The 18,431-nt window shown below is 35.9% G+C and carries 15 protein-coding genes; 12 read left to right on the top strand and 3 right to left on the bottom strand.

Annotated features, from left to right (window positions below):
- Positions 1-136 precede the first annotated feature (136 nt).
- From KM885_RS16750 to KM885_RS16740, 3 genes are all read left to right on the top strand, one after another.
- A complete protein-coding gene (locus KM885_RS16750) occupies positions 137-1,285 on the top strand; it encodes an ATP-binding protein (RefSeq protein ID WP_244987060.1) in 1,149 nt (382 codons plus the stop codon).
- Between the two features lie 307 nt (positions 1,286-1,592).
- Complete coding sequence (acnA, locus tag KM885_RS16745; RefSeq protein WP_047186128.1) at positions 1,593-4,313, top strand: aconitate hydratase AcnA; 2,721 nt, start codon at positions 1,593-1,595, stop codon at positions 4,311-4,313.
- Between the two features lie 328 nt (positions 4,314-4,641).
- The gene (locus tag KM885_RS16740) at positions 4,642-4,764 is read left to right on the top strand and encodes an FbpB family small basic protein (RefSeq protein ID WP_244987059.1); all 123 of its coding nucleotides are present in this window, start codon (positions 4,642-4,644) and stop codon (positions 4,762-4,764) included.
- 222 nt (positions 4,765-4,986) lie between these two features.
- Here the strand turns inward: KM885_RS16740 and KM885_RS16735 are convergent, their stop codons facing one another.
- Positions 4,987-6,522: a BCCT family transporter gene (locus tag KM885_RS16735; protein WP_060669306.1), complete on the bottom strand. Its 1,536-nt coding sequence runs from the start codon at positions 6,520-6,522 to the stop codon at positions 4,987-4,989.
- Positions 6,523-6,871: 349 nt separating this feature from the next.
- Between KM885_RS16735 and tlp the strand changes: the two genes are divergently transcribed.
- Together tlp and KM885_RS16725 are read left to right on the top strand one after the other, a co-directional pair.
- Positions 6,872-7,099, top strand: coding sequence for a small acid-soluble spore protein Tlp (tlp, locus tag KM885_RS16730; RefSeq protein ID WP_047186470.1), 228 nt, complete (start codon positions 6,872-6,874; stop codon positions 7,097-7,099).
- A gap of 166 nt (positions 7,100-7,265) precedes the next feature.
- Positions 7,266-7,577, top strand: coding sequence for a hypothetical protein (locus KM885_RS16725; RefSeq protein ID WP_216884290.1), 312 nt, complete (start codon positions 7,266-7,268; stop codon positions 7,575-7,577).
- A gap of 21 nt (positions 7,578-7,598) precedes the next feature.
- Here KM885_RS16725 and yidD read toward each other — a convergent pair whose 3' ends face one another.
- Both yidD and plsY read right to left on the bottom strand, forming a co-directional pair.
- Positions 7,599-7,853 carry a membrane protein insertion efficiency factor YidD gene (gene yidD / locus KM885_RS16720; RefSeq protein ID WP_047186472.1) on the bottom strand — a complete coding sequence of 85 codons (255 nt, stop codon included), beginning with the start codon at positions 7,851-7,853 and terminating at the stop codon, positions 7,599-7,601.
- Positions 7,854-7,890: 37 nt separating this feature from the next.
- Complete coding sequence (gene plsY / locus KM885_RS16715; protein WP_047186473.1) at positions 7,891-8,472, bottom strand: glycerol-3-phosphate 1-O-acyltransferase PlsY; 582 nt, start codon at positions 8,470-8,472, stop codon at positions 7,891-7,893.
- A 329-nt stretch (positions 8,473-8,801) separates the two neighbouring features.
- Here plsY and KM885_RS16710 point away from each other — a divergent pair, with 329 nt between their 5' ends.
- From KM885_RS16710 to KM885_RS16680, 7 genes are all read left to right on the top strand, one after another.
- Positions 8,802-9,221 (top strand): CoA-binding protein, encoded by a 420-nt coding sequence (locus KM885_RS16710; RefSeq protein ID WP_047186474.1) that lies wholly within the window; start codon positions 8,802-8,804, stop codon positions 9,219-9,221.
- A gap of 414 nt (positions 9,222-9,635) precedes the next feature.
- Positions 9,636-11,594 carry a DNA topoisomerase IV subunit B gene (gene parE / locus KM885_RS16705; RefSeq protein ID WP_225344176.1) on the top strand — a complete coding sequence of 653 codons (1,959 nt, stop codon included), beginning with the start codon at positions 9,636-9,638 and terminating at the stop codon, positions 11,592-11,594.
- A gap of 12 nt (positions 11,595-11,606) precedes the next feature.
- Positions 11,607-14,057 (top strand): DNA topoisomerase IV subunit A, encoded by a 2,451-nt coding sequence (gene parC / locus KM885_RS16700; RefSeq protein WP_060669180.1) that lies wholly within the window; start codon positions 11,607-11,609, stop codon positions 14,055-14,057.
- A 212-nt stretch (positions 14,058-14,269) separates the two neighbouring features.
- A complete protein-coding gene (locus KM885_RS16695; protein ID WP_047186476.1) occupies positions 14,270-15,412 on the top strand; it encodes an acyl-CoA dehydrogenase family protein in 1,143 nt (380 codons plus the stop codon).
- Positions 15,413-15,641: 229 nt separating this feature from the next.
- Positions 15,642-15,854 carry an acetyl-CoA carboxylase biotin carboxyl carrier protein subunit gene (locus KM885_RS16690; protein WP_216884289.1) on the top strand — a complete coding sequence of 71 codons (213 nt, stop codon included), beginning with the start codon at positions 15,642-15,644 and terminating at the stop codon, positions 15,852-15,854.
- 90 nt (positions 15,855-15,944) lie between these two features.
- A complete protein-coding gene (locus KM885_RS16685; RefSeq protein WP_047186479.1) occupies positions 15,945-16,718 on the top strand; it encodes an enoyl-CoA hydratase in 774 nt (257 codons plus the stop codon).
- Between the two features lie 47 nt (positions 16,719-16,765).
- A complete protein-coding gene (locus KM885_RS16680) occupies positions 16,766-18,268 on the top strand; it encodes an acyl-CoA carboxylase subunit beta (RefSeq protein ID WP_216884291.1) in 1,503 nt (500 codons plus the stop codon).
- Positions 18,269-18,431: the final 163 nt, after the last annotated feature.

The raw sequence follows: 18,431 nt of genomic DNA, 5'->3' as shown, positions 1-18,431 counted from the left end.
TTCCCTAGAGTGTGATAATCAAATACATATTAAAAGTCGACTAAAATACAGTACCAACGTCACTTGACGTAGAGCCTAGATTCCTTCATATATATAAAAGAGAGATGTAAAAATAAAGGAAGAAGGGGAGGTTGCAATGGGTATTGAAAATGCGATAACTAACAAGCTAGATACAAATTCCTCAATGTCAAATGATAATACTAAGGTAGAAAATCAAGAACTTATTTCAAATTATTCCATGCTACCCTTATCAATATTTGATTGGATTGAAAGTAATCAAAATCAAATTATAGTCGTTTGTGATGAAAGAGGGAAAATTATTTTTGTTTCTAGCTCCGTTGAAAAATTATTAGAATACAACACAAAGGATGTATTAGGTAAGTATTGGTATCAGTTTTTAACGCGTGAAGAAAAGTGTTACATATCTGCTAACTATGAAGGAATTGAAAATAGGGAGCAAGCATTCATAATTAGTTTATACCACGAGAACGGAGGGAAAGTGATAACAGAATGTAGTCTTTGTAAGTTTGTGGAAGATCAAAAAATCTATTATGTTTCTCTATTGAATGATATTACGGAGCAAAAGGAAGCGGAGAAATTACTCATTCGATCGGAAAAGATGTCGATAGCAGGTCAACTTGCTGCTGGCGTTGCGCATGAAATACGAAACCCTTTAACATCCATAAAAGGCTTCTTGCAGTTATTGCAAGCGGGAATTAATCGTAACGAAGAATATTATAAAATTATGATTGAAGAAATAGAGAAGATGGAAAAAATCACTTCGGAATTGCTATTTATATCTAAACCACTAACTGATCTTAAACGACCGGAATCCTTACAAGAAATGGTCAATGACACGGTTAATCTTCTACAGACACAAGCCAAACTTAAAAATATCCAAATCATGGTGGAGCAACCAATTGTAGAATCCATTTATTGTGATAAGTCACAAATCAAACAAGTATTTTTAAATATCGTAAAAAATGCGATTGAAGCAATGGAAGAGCCTGGTAAAATTACAATTAGTGTTCAGAATACAAATGATTACGTCAATATACATATTTCAGATGAAGGTCCCGGAATCCCAGAGGAAATTTTACATAAATTGGGGGAACCTTTCTTTACAACGAAGCAAAATGGAACTGGACTAGGCATTATGATAAGTAAAAATATAATGGAAGATCATCATGGTTCATTGGAAATCTATAAAAATAAAGAAAAAGGTAGTACTTTTAAATTAAGTTTTCCAAAAGAATTGAAAAAGATATCTAATGATGTACCCTAAAGAATAAAGCTAGCTTTAGGGTGTTTTAATTTATCCCACCTAAAGCTTCTGGGGGAATAAGGAAGGGTAGTCTTCCGAGGTGGTATTAAAGAAAGTGAAAAAAATTATGCAAAGTGATAAGTTTTTCTTATCACTTTGCATAATTTTTTTATATAGGTTGACAAGCAATAAATATTTGTCTAATTGTCGTTAATCCGATAAGATAGAAATGTAAATAGATTTATATGATTATAGTTTGTAAGAATTTCATGTTTTCTTATCAAATGAACAAACTAGACAACGCGACAATTTAGAAAGGGGCAGAGATATGGGGAAAGACAACTTCAACTCAAAAAAACAGTTTAATTTGAATGGTAAAAAGTATAACTACTATGATTTAAAAGCTCTTGAAGAAGCAGGATTAGGTAGTATTAAACGTCTACCGTTTTCTATTCGTGTGTTATTAGAATCAGTTGTTCGCCAATTTGATGGACATCAGATTAAAGACGAACATGTAAAAGCGCTTACGAAGTGGGGGACCAAAGAAGGTGAAGGTGTAGATGTACCTTTTAAACCTTCCCGTGTAATTCTTCAAGACTTTACTGGTGTTCCAGCTGTTGTGGACCTCGCTTCCTTAAGAAAAGCAATGGTTGATTTAGGTGGTAAACCAGAGGAAATCAACCCGGAAGTACCAGTAGATTTAGTAATTGACCACTCCGTGCAAGTAGATCAATACGGAACTGCTAATGCACTTAAAGCAAACATGGATTTAGAATTTGAGCGCAATGCTGAACGTTATGAGTTTTTAAACTGGGCACAAAAAGCATTTAATAATTACCGTGCTGTACCACCTGCAACTGGTATTGTTCACCAAGTAAACTTAGAATATCTTGCTAACGTTGTTCATGGAATTGAAAACGAAAACGGTGAATATGATGCATACCCGGATACACTTGTAGGTACGGACTCCCATACTACTATGATTAACGGTTTAGGAGTACTTGGATGGGGTGTTGGCGGTATTGAGGCAGAAGCAGGGATGCTCGGACAACCATCTTATTTCCCATCACCGGAAGTTATTGGGGTTAAATTTACTGGAAGTTTCCCAAATGGAACTACAGCAACAGATTTAGCTCTTAAAGTAACTCAAGTATTACGTGAGAAGAATGTAGTAGGTAAATTTGTTGAGTATTTTGGACCTGGTCTGAAAGATATGCCACTAGCAGATCGTGCAACAATTGCGAATATGGCTCCGGAATATGGTGCAACTTGTGGTTTCTTCCCTGTAGATTCTGAAACATTGAACTATTTACATCTAACAGGACGTAGTGAAGAACAAATTAACCTGGTTGAAAAATATTGTAAAGAAAATAACTTATGGTATTCTCCAGATCAAGCTGATCCAGACTATACTGACATTGTGGAAATCAATTTGTCTGAATTAGAACCAAACCTTTCTGGTCCTAAACGTCCACAAGACTTAATTCCTTTATCTCAGATGCAAAAAGAATTTACGAAAGCAGTAACTGCACCTGAAGGTAACCAAGGATTCGGTATGGATAAATCAGAATTCGATAAAGAAGTAACAATCAGTAATCCTGATGGTTCTAAATCTGTTATGAAAACTGGTTCTATTGCAATTGCTGCTATTACTTCTTGTACGAACACATCTAACCCATATGTCATGTTAGGTGCTGGATTGGTTGCTAAAAAAGCTGTTGAAAAAGGGTTAAAAGTTCCTGGATATGTGAAAACATCTCTAGCTCCAGGTTCTAAAGTAGTTACTCGTTATTTAGCAGATGCTGGATTACAAGTTTATTTAGATAAGTTAGGTTTTAATTTGGTTGGTTACGGATGTACAACTTGTATCGGTAACTCAGGTCCATTACGTGAAGATATTGAGAAAGCGATTCAGGATAATGATTTACTTGCTTCTTCCGTATTATCAGGTAACCGAAACTTTGAAGGACGTATTCATCCGTTGGTAAAAGCTAACTATCTAGCTTCTCCACCACTTGTAGTTGCATATGCGCTTGCAGGAACGGTAGATATTAACTTAGCAAAAGATCCTATCGGTCAAGACGCTGACGGTAATGACGTTTACATGAATGATATTTGGCCTTCCATGCAAGAAATCAAAGAAGAAGTAGCAAAAGTTGTAACGCCAGAAATTTTCCGTAAAGAGTACGAAAATGTTTTCGATTCCAACGAAAAATGGAACGAAATTGCTACAACGGATGAACCATTATTCGAATGGGATGAAGATTCAACTTATATTCAAAATCCACCATTCTTTGAAGGTTTATCTAAAGAAGCTGGAACAGTGGAAAATTTAAATAATTTACGTGTCGTCGGTAAATTTGGTGATTCCGTAACAACGGACCATATCTCTCCAGCAGGTGCAATTGCTAAAGATATGCCAGCGGGTAAATACTTGCAAGAAAAGGGTGTTTCACCTCGTAACTTTAACTCTTATGGTTCTCGTCGTGGTAACCATGAAATCATGATGCGTGGAACATTTGCAAATATTCGTATTCGTAACCAAATTGCTCCTGGAACGGAGGGCGGCTATACAACTTATTGGCCAACCGAAGAAGTAATGCCTATTTATGATGCGGCCATGAAATATCAGGATGCTGGTATTGGTCTTGCAATTATAGCTGGTAAAGACTATGGCATGGGATCTTCTCGTGACTGGGCAGCAAAAGGTACAAATCTTTTAGGAATTAAAGTTGTTATTGCGGAAAGTTTCGAACGTATTCACCGTTCAAACCTAGTAATGATGGGAGTTCTTCCATTGCAGTTCCAAAAAGGAGATAGTGCTGAGAAATTAGGTTTAAGTGGTAAAGAAACAATTAGTGTGGAAATCGGCGAAAATGTTAAACCACATGACCTAGTAAAAGTAACGGCAGTAGACGCAGAAACTGGTAAAGAAACTACTTTCGAAGCAATTGCGCGCTTTGATAGTGAAGTGGAAATTGATTACTATCGTCACGGTGGAATTCTTCAAATGGTATTACGTAATAAAGTTGCTCATGCACATGCTTAATAGGTATTTTAAAACACTCATACACAGGTTGTATGAGTGTTTTTTTAATATCAAAAGGAGCGTTTATCCCTCCTTAAGCTTCTAGGGAAACAAAGAAGATAGGTGGAGGATGAAGGAAATCTTCTTTTTTGGGGTTAAGTTCAAGTAAAAAATAAATATATTAATTTTAAAGACAATTATAAAATTAAAAAGAAATGGCTATACTTCTATTTAACAGGTTGGAAGTATCAAACTTTCTTCCTATATAAGATCAACTATGGCGTTCACTAAGACTTTTGGGAGAATGCCAAGTTGTCTAAAAAGAATAAAGGGGTGAATTGCCATTTCTTTGAAAAAGAAGCTGAATTTTGAAGAATTGGTTCAGCAAAACCGAAGACAAATATTGGAAGATAAAGAGCTGTTAGATAAAATTGAACAAAGGTTAGAAGACAAATATAAAGAAGCAAAGTAATTTCCCCATGAGCCCCATAAAAAGGGCTTTTTTTGGTACCACCCCCAAAAGTCAGAGTAATAGTCAAACTTCTGGGGGTGGTTTTATTACATCTCTTATCCCACCTTAACGGGCAGTAAGATCCCCACCTCAAGCTTCTGAGGAAACAAAGAAGGTAAGTGGGGGATCAACTGCCCGTAAAGATCCGATAAGTGCGACTACCCCCACTGAGGGAAGTCTTCTTTATAGCGTTTCTTTCTTATGATTGTTATACAAATCTTTACATGCTTTTGGTGCTGTCCAAAACGTTGTGATTAACAAGAATACAACAGGTACTGCTGTCACCACAATAAAAGATTGTAATGCGTTGACACTTCCCTCGCCAATTGTAACTAAAACAATGGCAACTAGACCCATAACCAATGCATAAAAAGCTCTTAGCCAGCTTGGGGGATCCCCGTCACCTGTAATTGCCATAGAAATCGATAAAGCCATGGAGTCTGCTGTTGTTAATACGAAAATAACAGTAGCTAGCAGGAACAGGCATCCAAAAATCATTTTAAATGGTAATTGTTCCGTAATTGCTATCATGGCAGCAGGTGGCCCCGCGTCAGCTAATGCTGTTGATATAGAGCCGGGAAGATTTAATTCATGAAAAATTCCTGTTCCACCTACAACAGTAAACCAAAAAGTTGTAATAATTGGTGCGATGATTGCGACTGCTAAAACAAGTTCTCGAATAGTACGTCCACGTGAAATTCGAGCTGTAAAAACGGCCATGATAGGGCCATATCCTATAAACCAAGCAAAGAAAAAGACGGTCCACAAGCTAAGCCATTCTTTATCACCACGAAATGTGTTGAACGAAATAAAATCATTTATATAAAGACCAAACGCCTCAAAGAAATTATTAAAGATGAAAAATCCTTGACCGAACAATAGAATTCCAATGATTAATCCTAGTGCCAAGAGAACATTAAAGCTGGTTAAAAGCTGAATTCCTCTATGGATACCTGTTACAGCGGAGATAGCCGCGCCAACAACGATGACGATAATAATTATAATTTGAATGATTAAAGTATTAGGTAAACCAGTTAATGAATTTAATCCATAGCCTGTTTGTAAACCTAAGAATCCAATCGGTCCAATGGTTCCAGCAGCAACAGCAATAATGGAAAACGAATCAACAAGTGTTCCTAATATGCTTTTTTGCATGATTTTTTCGCCAAAAATCGGATATAACAATGATCTTGGTTTTAATGGCATGCCTTTATGATAATGGGCGTACATTAATACGATTGTACCTAATGTTCCGAGAATCGCCCATGATAGGAAACCCCAGTCGACGAAACTCGTTGCTAAAGCAGGTACAATCGCTTCGAGTGTTCCATTTTCAATTCCTGAGAAATGAGGCGGTACAGTTATAAAATGGGATAAAGGTTCTGCAGCGGCCCAAAATATTCCACCGCCAGCTAAGAGTGTACACATAATCATACAAATCCATTTAAATGTACTCATTTCCGGTTTTTCCATATTACCTAGACGAATTTTTCCATATTTAGAAATTGCTAATCCTAGAGCAATGAAAAATGTAACTAATACAGTTAGTTGATAAATCATTCCAAAATAAGTAGCGGATATTCCAAATAAATAATCCACCGTATCTGCAACAAAGTCAGCATTAATAAACGCAATTATCACAAATAGTATTAGTGCACCACCACTTATAAAGAACGTTGGTAAATCTAGTGAAGCTGTTTTTCTTTTTGAATCTTCCATTATTGCTTTTCCTCCATCATGTTGTTTGTACTCTTGTCAGTTAGATGTTTGTTTATCCTCCTAAGCAAATTTTTATCTGCTAACTTAACAGAAAGTCCATAAAAATAAAATGATGGAATTATATCTCAATAACTGAAATATAATTCCACCGTTCTACACAATAAATTACTTTCTTAGCCTTGTCAATTTAAAATTCCTGTTTTTTCTACAATAAATTGCTTAATTTGAAGTGGGTTTTCTTCTTGTATTCACATTTCTTAGGTGTATGAAGCGCAACAGTTCTTACCGAAAAAATTCGTGTATAGATTATCTGTAGACAATAATACTAATGGATGAAAGGAGAGTGCTAATGATGCCTAAAAAACAACAATTTCAACCAAACCCAGACGATCGTAGTGATAACGTGGAAAAACTACAAAATATGATTGAAGATACGATTCAAAATATCGAGAAATCTGAAGAAACTCTTGAGAATGCAAGTGGCGAAGATAAACAACAAATTATGTCTAAAAACAAACGAAGAGAAGAAGCTATAGAAGGATTTAGAGAAGAAATTAAAGATGAATACCATAGTTAAATTTTTACGAAGGCACCTTTATAACAGTTAAAGGTGCTTTTAATATGTAAAGAATAAATTCACTTTCATCTTTCATTCATGATAAAATAATTTGGAGAAGAAAACCTAATTTACTGGAGTTATTTTTTAATAAAAGCTTAGCATTGTATATAAAGGAGAATAACATATGGCATTTGGTATCAACAAAGAGGAACTAAAAGCTTGGAAGAAGACAGTGTCAAGTGGAAACATTGGTATTTTAACACATTTCTGGATGGATGATAGATTTCCGGATAGCTATTCTGTGACAAAAGTTGGTTGTACGAATATAGAAAAATTAACGAAATGGGGAGAACAATATGGATTAGATCCAAGATGGATACATAGAGATGAAAGATTCCCGCATTTTGATTTATTTGGGGAATATCAGAAGCAAGTATTAATGAACGAAAAACAGTGGGATCAATTAAAACGATTTAATTTAGATACACAAAAATAAAAAAGACGATATAAAGGAAACTTATTTTTTCCTCTTATATCGTCTTTTTAAAGGACTTTCTATTTTTTCTGGGACATAGTCTACTCCGCCCGGATGGAAGGGATGACATTTACTGATTCGTTTGATACTTAAATATGCCCCTTTTATCACTCCGAATTTTTGAAAGGCTTCTAAGCTATATGCTGAACAAGTAGGATAAAATCTACAAGTTGAAGGTGTGAAAGGACTAATGGCCTTTTGATAAAATTTAATTAAAAACATAAAGATGTATTTCATTACATTTCACCTGATTTATACATTAATCATTACAACATTACATCCACTTTATTTTAGGTTCCGTTCCATTTTTAATCCGTTTTAAATTTTCCCGATGTCGATAAAACACGAAAATAGTTAGAATTGATATAACAATCATTAAACCGATATCTTTGAAAAAAATGGATACTAATATAGTAACCACACCGGTAATCATGGAAGATAAAGAAACATATTTAGAAATATAAAGTGTTATAAGGAATGTTGTAACCATGATAATGAATAGTAAGGGATTGATACCAAGTATAATGCCTGCTGAGGTTGCAACAGCTTTTCCACCTTTAAATTTAGCAAATAGTGGATATGTATGACCAATAACTGCAAAAATACCAATAATTAGTCGATTTACTTCCGCATCAAAGAATAAAGGAATAAGAACGGCAATCGTTCCTTTTAAAATATCAGATAAAGTAACTATAATTCCTGCTTTTTTACCTAATACGCGAAATGTATTCGTAGCACCTAAATTACCACTACCATGTTCACGAATATCTATTTGAAAGCCTAATTTTCCAACGATTAGAGCAGAGGGAATTGATCCTAGCACGTAAGCTATTAGTCCAAATAACACATATTCCATGAATCAGTCCTACTTTCCGTATGAAATATTAATTTAAAGCTAATCTTATTTTAGCACGAAATAGTCATTAATAAAGAGAAACTTTCGTACAGATAACGTAATGCCGGGTAAATTCACTATAAATACTGTCAAAAAGAAGGACGAAAAGGCCGAACAAATGCGACATGTCATTTTCACAGGACTTTTTTGAACAACCTTTATAGGGATGGAAATTAAATGAAAAATGATAGATAACTATGCTATAGTAAAAAGGGACAACTATTAAGATAAATGAATGTAACTAGGAAGACAAGCATTTTTTTAAATATTTTATACAGGAGGATTATAGAATGACGTGGGAAAATCCATCAAAAGAGGAACTAAAAGAAATTTTAGAAACTAAAAAAACAATTGCAGTAGTAGGCCTATCTGATAACCCAGAACGTACTTCATATCAGGTTTCTAAAATAATGCAAGAAAATGGATATCGAATTATTCCAGTAAATCCAACAGTAGATGAAGTTCTCGGAGAAAAAGCTTATGCTTCCTTAACAGATATACCTGAAGAGTTTGACATTATCAATGTTTTTAGAAGACCAGAACATTTACCAGAAGTTGCAAAAGAAGCTGCCAAAACAAATGCACGTATATTTTGGGCTCAACAAGGAATCGTAAATCAAGAAGCATATGATTATTTAAAAGAGCGAGATTTTACCGTTATAATGGATTTATGTATTAAAGTCGTTCATGCTGTATTGGTCACAAAATAAAGAAGGAAAAGGGATGACTTCATTCATGTCATCCTTTTTTTATGCATTAATATAAATAAAGAAAACTTCCTTCAGTGGGATAGATTAAACATATTAGGTTTTACACGAATTGAGCAGGCTTACAATCATTTTCGCAAGATTAATTCGGATGGAATATGCATGAAACATGAGTTTATAGTATACTTGTAATCACGTTCAATTTAAATGTTAATATTAAAAAGTAATTTTTACCCAAATTTACAACACGAAACATTTGTTCTATTATAATGTATAAGAAGTGCGTGTTCAAAAAGGAGGATGAAAAGGACCAAGATCGGTAAATGCGAGTTCCTTAGTACCGAAGTGTCATTTTCACCGGATTTTTTGAACAACCTCTATAAGAATGTTCCAGATTTTGAGGGGAGAGAAAATTTATTGACTAAGCAATCTACTCAATATACAGATGATTCTATTCAGGTTTTAGAGGGCCTAGATGCTGTACGTAAAAGACCAGGAATGTATATTGGAAGTACAGACTCTAAAGGGCTTCATCACTTGGTATTTGAAATCGTTGATAACGCCGTTGACGAGGCTCTCTCAGGGTACGGTGACGAAATAGATGTAATCATTCATAAAGATAATAGTATTTCAGTAATTGATAAAGGACGAGGAATACCAACTGGCATGCACCGAACCGGTAAAACTACTCCAGAAGTTATATTTACCGTGTTACATGCTGGTGGGAAATTTGGACAAGGTGGATATAAATCCAGTGGTGGTTTACATGGAGTAGGTGCTTCTGTAGTAAATGCCTTATCGGAATGGTTTGAAGTAACGATTTATCGAGATGGACAAATCTTTTACCAACGTTTTGAAAAAGGTGGAAAACCAGTTGGAACACTTGAGAATAAGGGAACCACTAGGAAAACAGGGACCACGATTCACTTTAAACCAGATCCAACCATTTTTTCGACTACTACGTATGATTATGAGATTCTTTCAGAACGTTTACGGGAATCTGCTTTTTTATTAAAGGGACTTACCATTAAACTAAAAGATGAACGGAATGAAGGAAGAAATGATACGTTTCTTTATCCAAATGGAATCGAATCATTCGTGGATTACTTGAACGAGGAAAAGGATACATTACACCAAGTTGTTTCATTTGAAGGTGAAGACCAAGGGATTGAGGTAGAATTCGCCTTTCAATTTAACGATGGTTATACAGAAAATATGTTATCATTCGTAAACCATGTTCGTACGAAAGACGGAGGAACTCATGAATCAGGCGCAAGAACTGGTATAACGAGAACCTTTAATGATTATGCTAGAAGGGTTTCTTTATTAAAAGAAAAAGATAAAAATTTGGACGGATCTGATATTAGAGAAGGCATGTCTGCTATTATTTCTGTTCGAGTTCCTGAAGATAAGTTACAATTCGAAGGGCAAACAAAAGGAAAATTAGGGACAACGGAAGCAAGATCTGTAGTTGATGCTGTTGTTTCAGAACATCTAGCTTATTTCTTAGAAGAAAATGCTGATACAGCTAGTATGTTAATTAAAAAAGCCATTAAGGCTAAAGAAGCAAGAGAAGCGGCGAGAAAAGCTAGAGAAGAAGCACGTACAGGTAAAAAACGTAAACGTAAAGAAACAATTCTTAGTGGAAAGCTGACTCCCGCACAATCGAAGAACCCAAAACGAAATGAACTTTACTTAGTGGAGGGTGATTCTGCTGGTGGATCCGCGAAACAAGGTAGAGATCGAAAATTTCAAGCAGTACTTCCACTAAGAGGTAAAGTTATTAATACGGAGAAAGCTAAGCTTCAAGATGTATTTAAGAATGAAGAAATTTCAACGATCATTCATACAATTGGTGCAGGAGTCGGTACAGACTTTAATATAGAAGATGTTCAATATGATAAAGTAATCATTATGACAGATGCCGATACGGACGGTGCCCACATACAAGTTCTTTTACTTACCTTTTTCTACCGTTATATGCGCCCATTAATTGAGGCAGGTAAAGTATATATTGCATTGCCACCACTCTTTAAAATATCAAAGGGTAAAGGAAAGAATGAAAAAATAGCTTATGCCTGGAATGAAGATGAAATGAAAAGCGCAGTTCGAGAATTTAAAAACGGCTATATGATTCAACGATACAAAGGTTTAGGTGAAATGAACGCGGATCAGCTATGGGAAACGACCATGTCTCCTGAAACCCGTACATTAATTCGGGTATCAATTGATGATTTAGCTCGTGCAGAACGACGTGTAACAACGTTAATGGGAGACAAGGTCGAGCCGAGAAGAAAATGGATTGAATCCCATGTAGAATTCGGTTTAGAAGAAGCTGATACGATATTGGAAAATGATAAAATTTCAAGGAATTAAGGGGGGATTGTTTTGTCAGAAGCAGAACAATTTCTAGATCTTCCATTAGAAGAAGTAATTGGTGACCGCTTTGGAAGATATAGTAAGTACATTATTCAGGATAGAGCACTACCTGATGCAAGAGATGGATTAAAACCAGTACAAAGAAGAATTTTGTATGCCATGCATGTAGAAAAAAATACCCATGATAAAGCATTCCGAAAATCTGCCAAAACGGTTGGTACGGTTATCGGTAATTACCATCCACATGGAGATTCATCTGTATATGAAGCGATGGTTCGTCTAAGTCAAGACTGGAAAAATCGAAATGTGCTTATAGAAATGCATGGGAATAACGGGAGTATAGACGGGGATCCACCGGCAGCGATGCGTTATACAGAAGCGAGACTTGCCGCTATATCTTCTGAATTGTTACGTGATATTGATAAAGAAACAGTAGACTTTATTCCTAACTTTGATGAATCTACTGAAGAACCTGTTGTACTTCCAGCTAAGTTTCCAAACTTACTTGTGAATGGATCGACAGGAATATCAGCCGGATACGCAACAGATATACCACCGCATAATTTGGCAGAAGTAGTAGATGCGGTCATTATGAAAATTGATAATCCCTCAGTAACAGTAGAGCAACTAATGACTGCAATCAAAGGACCTGATTTTCCAACAGGTGGAATTATTCAAGGTGTAGAAGGAATTAAAAAGGCATACGAAACAGGTAAAGGGAAAATTGTCGTTCGTGGAAAAACGAAGATTGAATCCATTCGAGGAAATCGTGAACAAATTGTCATTGATGAAATTCCTTTTGAAGTAAATAAGGCAAATTTAGTGAAAAAAATGGATGAATTGCGCCTAGATCGAAAGGTAGAAGGGATTGCGGAAATCAGGGACGAAACAGATCGGACTGGGTTAAGAATCGTTGTAGAGCTAAAAAAAGAGGTAAATAGTGAAGGAGTCTTGAATTATCTATTCAAGAATACAGACCTACAAGTTACCTACCACTTTAACATGGTTGCCATCGAGGATCGTACACCAAAATTACTTTCCCTTCCACAAATTCTAGATGCATATATTAACCACCAAAAAGATGTCGTTACAAGACAAACAAAATTTGATTTGAAAAAGGCAAGAGATCGGGCGCATATTGTGGAAGGTTTAATCAAGGCCATATCCATTCTCGATGAATTAATTGCTACCATTCGTGCATCTAAAGATAAACAAGATGCGAAAAGGCAAATTATTGCTAAATATGATTTTACGGATGCACAAGCCGAAGCAATCGTGATGTTACAGCTATATCGTTTAACAAATACGGATATCACACAGTTAGAAAAAGAAGCAGATGAATTAAAAAATGAAATTAATCGATTGGAAGAGATTTTAAACAGTGAAAAGAAATTATCTCAAACAATCAAAAAAGATTTAAAAAATATTAAAAAGATCTTCGCTGATCAAAGAAGAACGGTTATAGAAGATGAAATTGAAGAAATAAAAATAGATATTGATGTGATGGTGGCAAGTGAAGATGTTCTTGTATCTGTGACAAAAGATGGATACATAAAACGTACAAGTCTTAGATCGTATAGTGCTTCAAATGGTGAGGATTTTGCTATGAAAGATCGAGACCATATCATAAGCTTACTCGAAATAAATACAACAGATCAGATATTAATTTTTACAAATAGAGGTAGATATCTATCCATCCCTGTTCATGAATTACCTGATATTCGTTGGAAGGACATGGGTCAACATCTTTCTAATTTAGCTACATTAGAAAAAGATGAACATGTTGTCCAATGTATCCCAATTCGTGAATTTACAGATCAAGCGTATCTAGTCTTCTTTACGAAGAATGGAATGGTGAAGCGTAGTGAATTAAAACTTTATAACGCACAAAGATATTCTAAAGCACTCATTGCTTTAAACTTAAAAGGTGAAGATGAACTTGTAAATGTCTTTGAAACGAATGGCTGTTGTGATGTCTTTATTGCTTCCAATAAAGGTTATGGATTATGGTATCATGAATCAGAAATAAATATAGTTGGCCAAAGAGCGGCAGGAGTAAAAGCAATACAATTAAAAGATGACGAATATGTAGTAAATGGTCAAGTATTTGATGAATTATCTGAACCATCACTAGTTGTCGTTACGCAACGTGGAGCATGTAAACGAATGAAGCTTAATGAATTTGAGAAAACGAGCCGTGCAAAACGTGGTTTAGTTATGTTAAGAGAATTAAAGAGTAAGCCGCATCGCATAAAAGGTTTCTTTGTTGTACATGAAAATGAGAGCTTAGAATTTATGACAGAAGATGGAGAAATGCATCGCGTCTATCCGTTAGAGTTAACAACGAGTGATCGATATAGCAATGGATCCTTTATTATCGACAGTGATACACATGGAGAAGTAACGGAAGTATGGAAAGAATCTGCGTATCAAGTACCATTTAATGAATCAAATGACTAAGTCTGTAATATGATTTAATGTAAGCCTCAGTCTATAATGTATGAAATGAGGTTGGGACAAAAATGTTTTATCAAAAGGGAAATCCGAACTTTACAGAAGTTATGGAGTAGATATACCGCACTGGAAATTCTGTGGGATTGTTCGTCTTTTGAGTTAAACATTTCGTTATGTCCTAACCTCATTTTGAATAAAAGGTAAAGAGGTGCATAGTTATGGACTTTGAGTTAACAAAAGAACAAAAGATGATCCAATCCGTGGTTCGGGAATTTGCCGACCAAGTTATCCGTCCGAGGGCAATTGAGATTGATAAAGATGCGAAGTTTCCCTTAGATATTTTCGAGAAAATGGGAGAGCTAGGATTTATGGGTATTCCTTTTCCAGAACAATATGGAGGATCAGGAGGGGATACCATTTCGTATGCCATTTGTGTAGAGGAAATTGGAAACGCTTGCGGTAGCACTGGGCTTAGTTATGCTGCTGCTGTATCGCTTGGAGCAAGTCCATTCTATTATTTTGGGACAGAGAAACAAAAACAAACATATTTAACCCCACTTGTGGAAGGTAAATATTTAGCTTCTTTTGGACTAACGGAGCCAAATGCAGGTTCGGATGCAGGCGGAACAAAAACTACCGCATACTTAGATGGAAATGAATATGTCATCAATGGAGAAAAGTGCTTCATTACAAATGCTAGCTATGCTGAATTATTAATTGTTACTGCAGTGACTGGAACAAATGAAAAAGGAAGAAATTTAATAACTGCTTTTATTGTTCCAACTGACACAGATGGAGTATCGATTACAAGTGATTATGATAAGATGGGTGTCCGTGGATCGGATACCGCGCAAATTGTATTGGAAAATGTTCGAGTATCGAAAGAGAATATATTAGGAAAACCAAACAAAGGATTCAATCAATTCCTGCAGGCGTTGGATGGGGGAAGGATTTCGATTGGAGCGCTTGGATTAGGTGTGGCCCAGGCATCTTTGAATAGGGCATTACAATACGCAAAAGAAAGAAAGCAATTTGGAAAACCGATAGTCAAATTTCAAGCAATTCAATTTAAATTAGCGGATATGGCAATGGAAATTGAACTTGCTAGAAACATGGTATACAAGGCAGCATGGTTAAAAGATAAGGGTAAACCTTTTGGTAAAGAAGCGGCTTATGCCAAGTTATTTGCAACGGAAACTGCATTTAGAGCTGCGAACCAAGCAATCCAAATACTTGGAGGAAATGGTTATATGAGAGAGTATGAAGTAGAAAGATATTTACGAGATGCTAAATTATTAGAAATAGGAGAGGGAACGTCAGAGATTCAAAGATTAATTATTGCTAGAGAATTAGGTTGTTAGAACCATATGATGCAAGATATTTTACTAAGACACCTTACTACCATTAACCCACTAAATGAAATAACTGCTCATAGTAATTATAGAGTTACCCCACTATATGATCCCATAATTGATGTAAATGAGAAAACGAGAGATGTTTCCTAATAACTCTCCTAAAGTCTGTTCTTAAAATGGAGTAGAAATAATAAAAATGTAATACAACGACTTCTTTATTCGAGGAGGAATAGGTGTGCACGAATTAAAAGCGATGATGGCTGGAAGTGTTTGGGAAGTTTATGTAAAGGTTGGGGATAAGGTTGAAGAAGGTCAAGATGTCGTTATTTTAGAATCAATGAAAATGGAGATTCCAATTGTCTCCGACGTATCAGGGACGGTCAAAGAGGTTAGAGTTTCTAAAGATGATTTTGTGAACGAAGATGATGTCTTGGTTGTATTAGAGTGATAAATAGACGCTTTTGTTTTCTGAAAATAGTAAAGTGCGTTCCTAATTTCGATAGTGAAGATTGATAAATAAAAGAAAAGAGGATGGGTAATGATTGAGCTTGAGATAAAAGATGAACATATTGCTTTAATTACCTTAAATCGTCTAGAGGCAGCAAATGCATTGTCGACGTCTTTTCTTGACTTACTCAATGAGAAAATAAATTTAATTAACAAGAATCCAAACATATACTGTGCCATCCTAACAGGTGCGGGTGAAAGAGCTTTTTGTGCAGGTGCTGATTTAAAGGAACGGAAGAGTATGACAAATAGTCAAGTGATCGACGCGGTTCATTATATTGGTGAAACAATGTCAAAAATAGAGAAGCTACGTATGCCGGTCATTGCGGCTATAAATGGAGTGGCTTATGGTGGGGGTCTCGAACTTGCCTTAGCTTGTGATTTACGGATTGCAAGCTCCCATGTAAAGCTAGGACTAACTGAGACATCGCTTGCCATTATTCCAGGAGCTGGAGGTACACAGAGGTTGCCAAGATTAATAGGGAAAGGACAGGCTAAACGACTTATTTATACGGCAAAGCCAATCACTGCAGATGAAGCGTTATCGATTGGTTTGGTAGAACAAGTTGTGGAGAAATATGAACTGCTTACTACCGCTATGTTATTAGCGAAAACTATTTCTAATAACGGACCAATCGCTATACAACAAGCAAAACTGGCAATGGATAAAGGGGTGGAAACAGATTTAAATACCGGACTAACGATTGAGTATTTAGCCTACCGAGAAACCATTCCCACAATAGATAGATTAGAAGGATTAAAAGCTTTTGCAGAAAAACGAAAACCATATTATAAAGGGAAATAAGGAAAAGGAGGTTAGAACCTGTGTCTGGAACCGAAGATTTCAAACAAATGAAAGAAAGAATAGAAAGAGGAGGTTCTGAAAAATATCATAAGGCAAATGAAAATAAAGGGAAATTGTTCGTTCGCAAACGTCTGGAACTTTTATTGGATGATGGGATAGATGTAGAGGATGCCTTCTTTGCGAATGGCCTTGACGGAAATTTCCCTGCAGATGGAGTAGTTACAGGGATAGGACAAATAAATGGTCAAAAGGTTTGCGTAATGGCAAACGATTCTACTGTCAAAGCAGGGTCATGGGGAAAAAGAACGGTAGAAAAGATTTTGCGAATTCAAGAAACGGCTATGAAATTAGAAATTCCGATTTTCTATTTAGTAGACTCGGCTGGTGCACGAATCACGGATCAAGTCGAAATGTTTCCAGGTAGACGAGGTGCAGGACGAATTTTTCATAATCAAATCAAATTATCCGGCCGTGTACCACAAGTTTGCTTATTATTTGGTCCATCGGCGGCAGGTGGGGCATACATCCCTGCTTTTTGTGACGTCGTTATCATGGTAGAAGGGAATGCATCGATGTATTTAGGCTCTCCACGAATGGCTGAAAAAGTAATTGGAGAAAAAGTGACGTTAGAAGAAATGGGTGGGGCAAAAATGCATGCGAGTGTTTCAGGAGTTGGGGATGTATTAGTTCAATCGGAAGAAGAAGCCATTACATTTGCACGTAACTATATAACCTATTTTCCAGCTAATTTCAGGAGTAAGCCTGCAATAAAGCAAGCGATAGAGGTAAAGTCATATGAGAAACCTATATCGGAATTAATCCCTAAAAATCAAAATGCACCGTTTAATATGTATGATTTAATCAATCGAATTATAGATGAAGATAGTTTTTGTGAGATTAAAAAATTATTTGCACTGGAACTAATAACTGGACTTTCACGGATAGGTGGTCGAGTAATCGGTGTGATAGCGAATCAGCCTCGTGTAAAAGGTGGAGTTCTGTTTACAGATACAGCTGATAAAGCAGCTAAATTTATACAATTATGTGATGCGTTCCATATTCCACTCCTTTTCTTAACAGATGTTCCGGGATTTATGATAGGGACAAAGGTAGAACGACAAGGAATTATCCGTCATGGCGCAAAAATGTTATCCGCTATGAGTGAAGCTACTGTTCCTAAGATATCCGTTATCGTAAGAAAAGCGTACGGAGCGGGATTATATGCGATGGCTGGTCCTGCTTTTGAACCAGATTGTGTGCTGGCTTTTCCCCGTGCGCAAATTGCGGTTATGGGTCCGGAAGCGGCAGTAAATGCAGTATATGCGAATAAAATAGCACAACTTCCAGAAGAAGAACAATTAGCATTTATAAAGGAAAAGCAAGATGAGTATCGTGAAGAAATCGATATTTATCGATTAGCATCGGAAATGGTGATTGATGATATTATTCATCCCGACACATTAAGAGAAGAGTTAATGAAGAGGTATTCCATTTATCAAGATAAAAATGTCCGATTTACAGAAAGAAAACATGGTGTATATCCAGTTTAATGGAAAATGAACACAGTAAAGGTAGCCTATTTTTGGCTACCTTTATTAAGTTTACGATAATTATATTATGTAAACAAAGGTGAAGTTTTAACGCACTTCCGAAAGAAGTCTCCCTCTTCAAGCGTGTGAAGGGAGTAGCCCAATGGTAAGGGGGAGATGAATT

The sequence above is a fragment of the Oceanobacillus caeni genome (assembly GCF_019037185.1).
GTDB lineage: Bacteria > Bacillota > Bacilli > Bacillales > Amphibacillaceae > Oceanobacillus > Oceanobacillus caeni.
This window is presented reverse-complemented; position numbering and strand designations above follow the sequence as displayed.

Bases quoted from the DNA above. Each gene is read 5' to 3' on its own strand.
- KM885_RS16750 (WP_244987060.1), top strand. From the start codon at position 137: ATGGGTATTGAAAATGCGATAACTAACAAGCTAGATACAAATTCCTCA.
- acnA (WP_047186128.1), top strand. From the start codon at position 1,593: ATGGGGAAAGACAACTTCAACTCAAAAAAACAGTTTAATTTGAATGGT.
- KM885_RS16735 (WP_060669306.1), bottom strand. From the start codon at position 6,522: ATGGAAGATTCAAAAAGAAAAACAGCTTCACTAGATTTACCAACGTTC.
- tlp (WP_047186470.1), top strand. From the start codon at position 6,872: ATGATGCCTAAAAAACAACAATTTCAACCAAACCCAGACGATCGTAGT.
- KM885_RS16725 (WP_216884290.1), top strand. From the start codon at position 7,266: ATGGCATTTGGTATCAACAAAGAGGAACTAAAAGCTTGGAAGAAGACA.
- yidD (WP_047186472.1), bottom strand. From the start codon at position 7,853: ATGAAATACATCTTTATGTTTTTAATTAAATTTTATCAAAAGGCCATT.
- plsY (WP_047186473.1), bottom strand. From the start codon at position 8,472: ATGGAATATGTGTTATTTGGACTAATAGCTTACGTGCTAGGATCAATT.
- KM885_RS16710 (WP_047186474.1), top strand. From the start codon at position 8,802: ATGACGTGGGAAAATCCATCAAAAGAGGAACTAAAAGAAATTTTAGAA.
- KM885_RS16695 (WP_047186476.1), top strand. From the start codon at position 14,270: ATGGACTTTGAGTTAACAAAAGAACAAAAGATGATCCAATCCGTGGTT.
- KM885_RS16685 (WP_047186479.1), top strand. From the start codon at position 15,945: ATGATTGAGCTTGAGATAAAAGATGAACATATTGCTTTAATTACCTTA.
- KM885_RS16680 (WP_216884291.1), top strand. From the start codon at position 16,766: ATGAAAGAAAGAATAGAAAGAGGAGGTTCTGAAAAATATCATAAGGCA.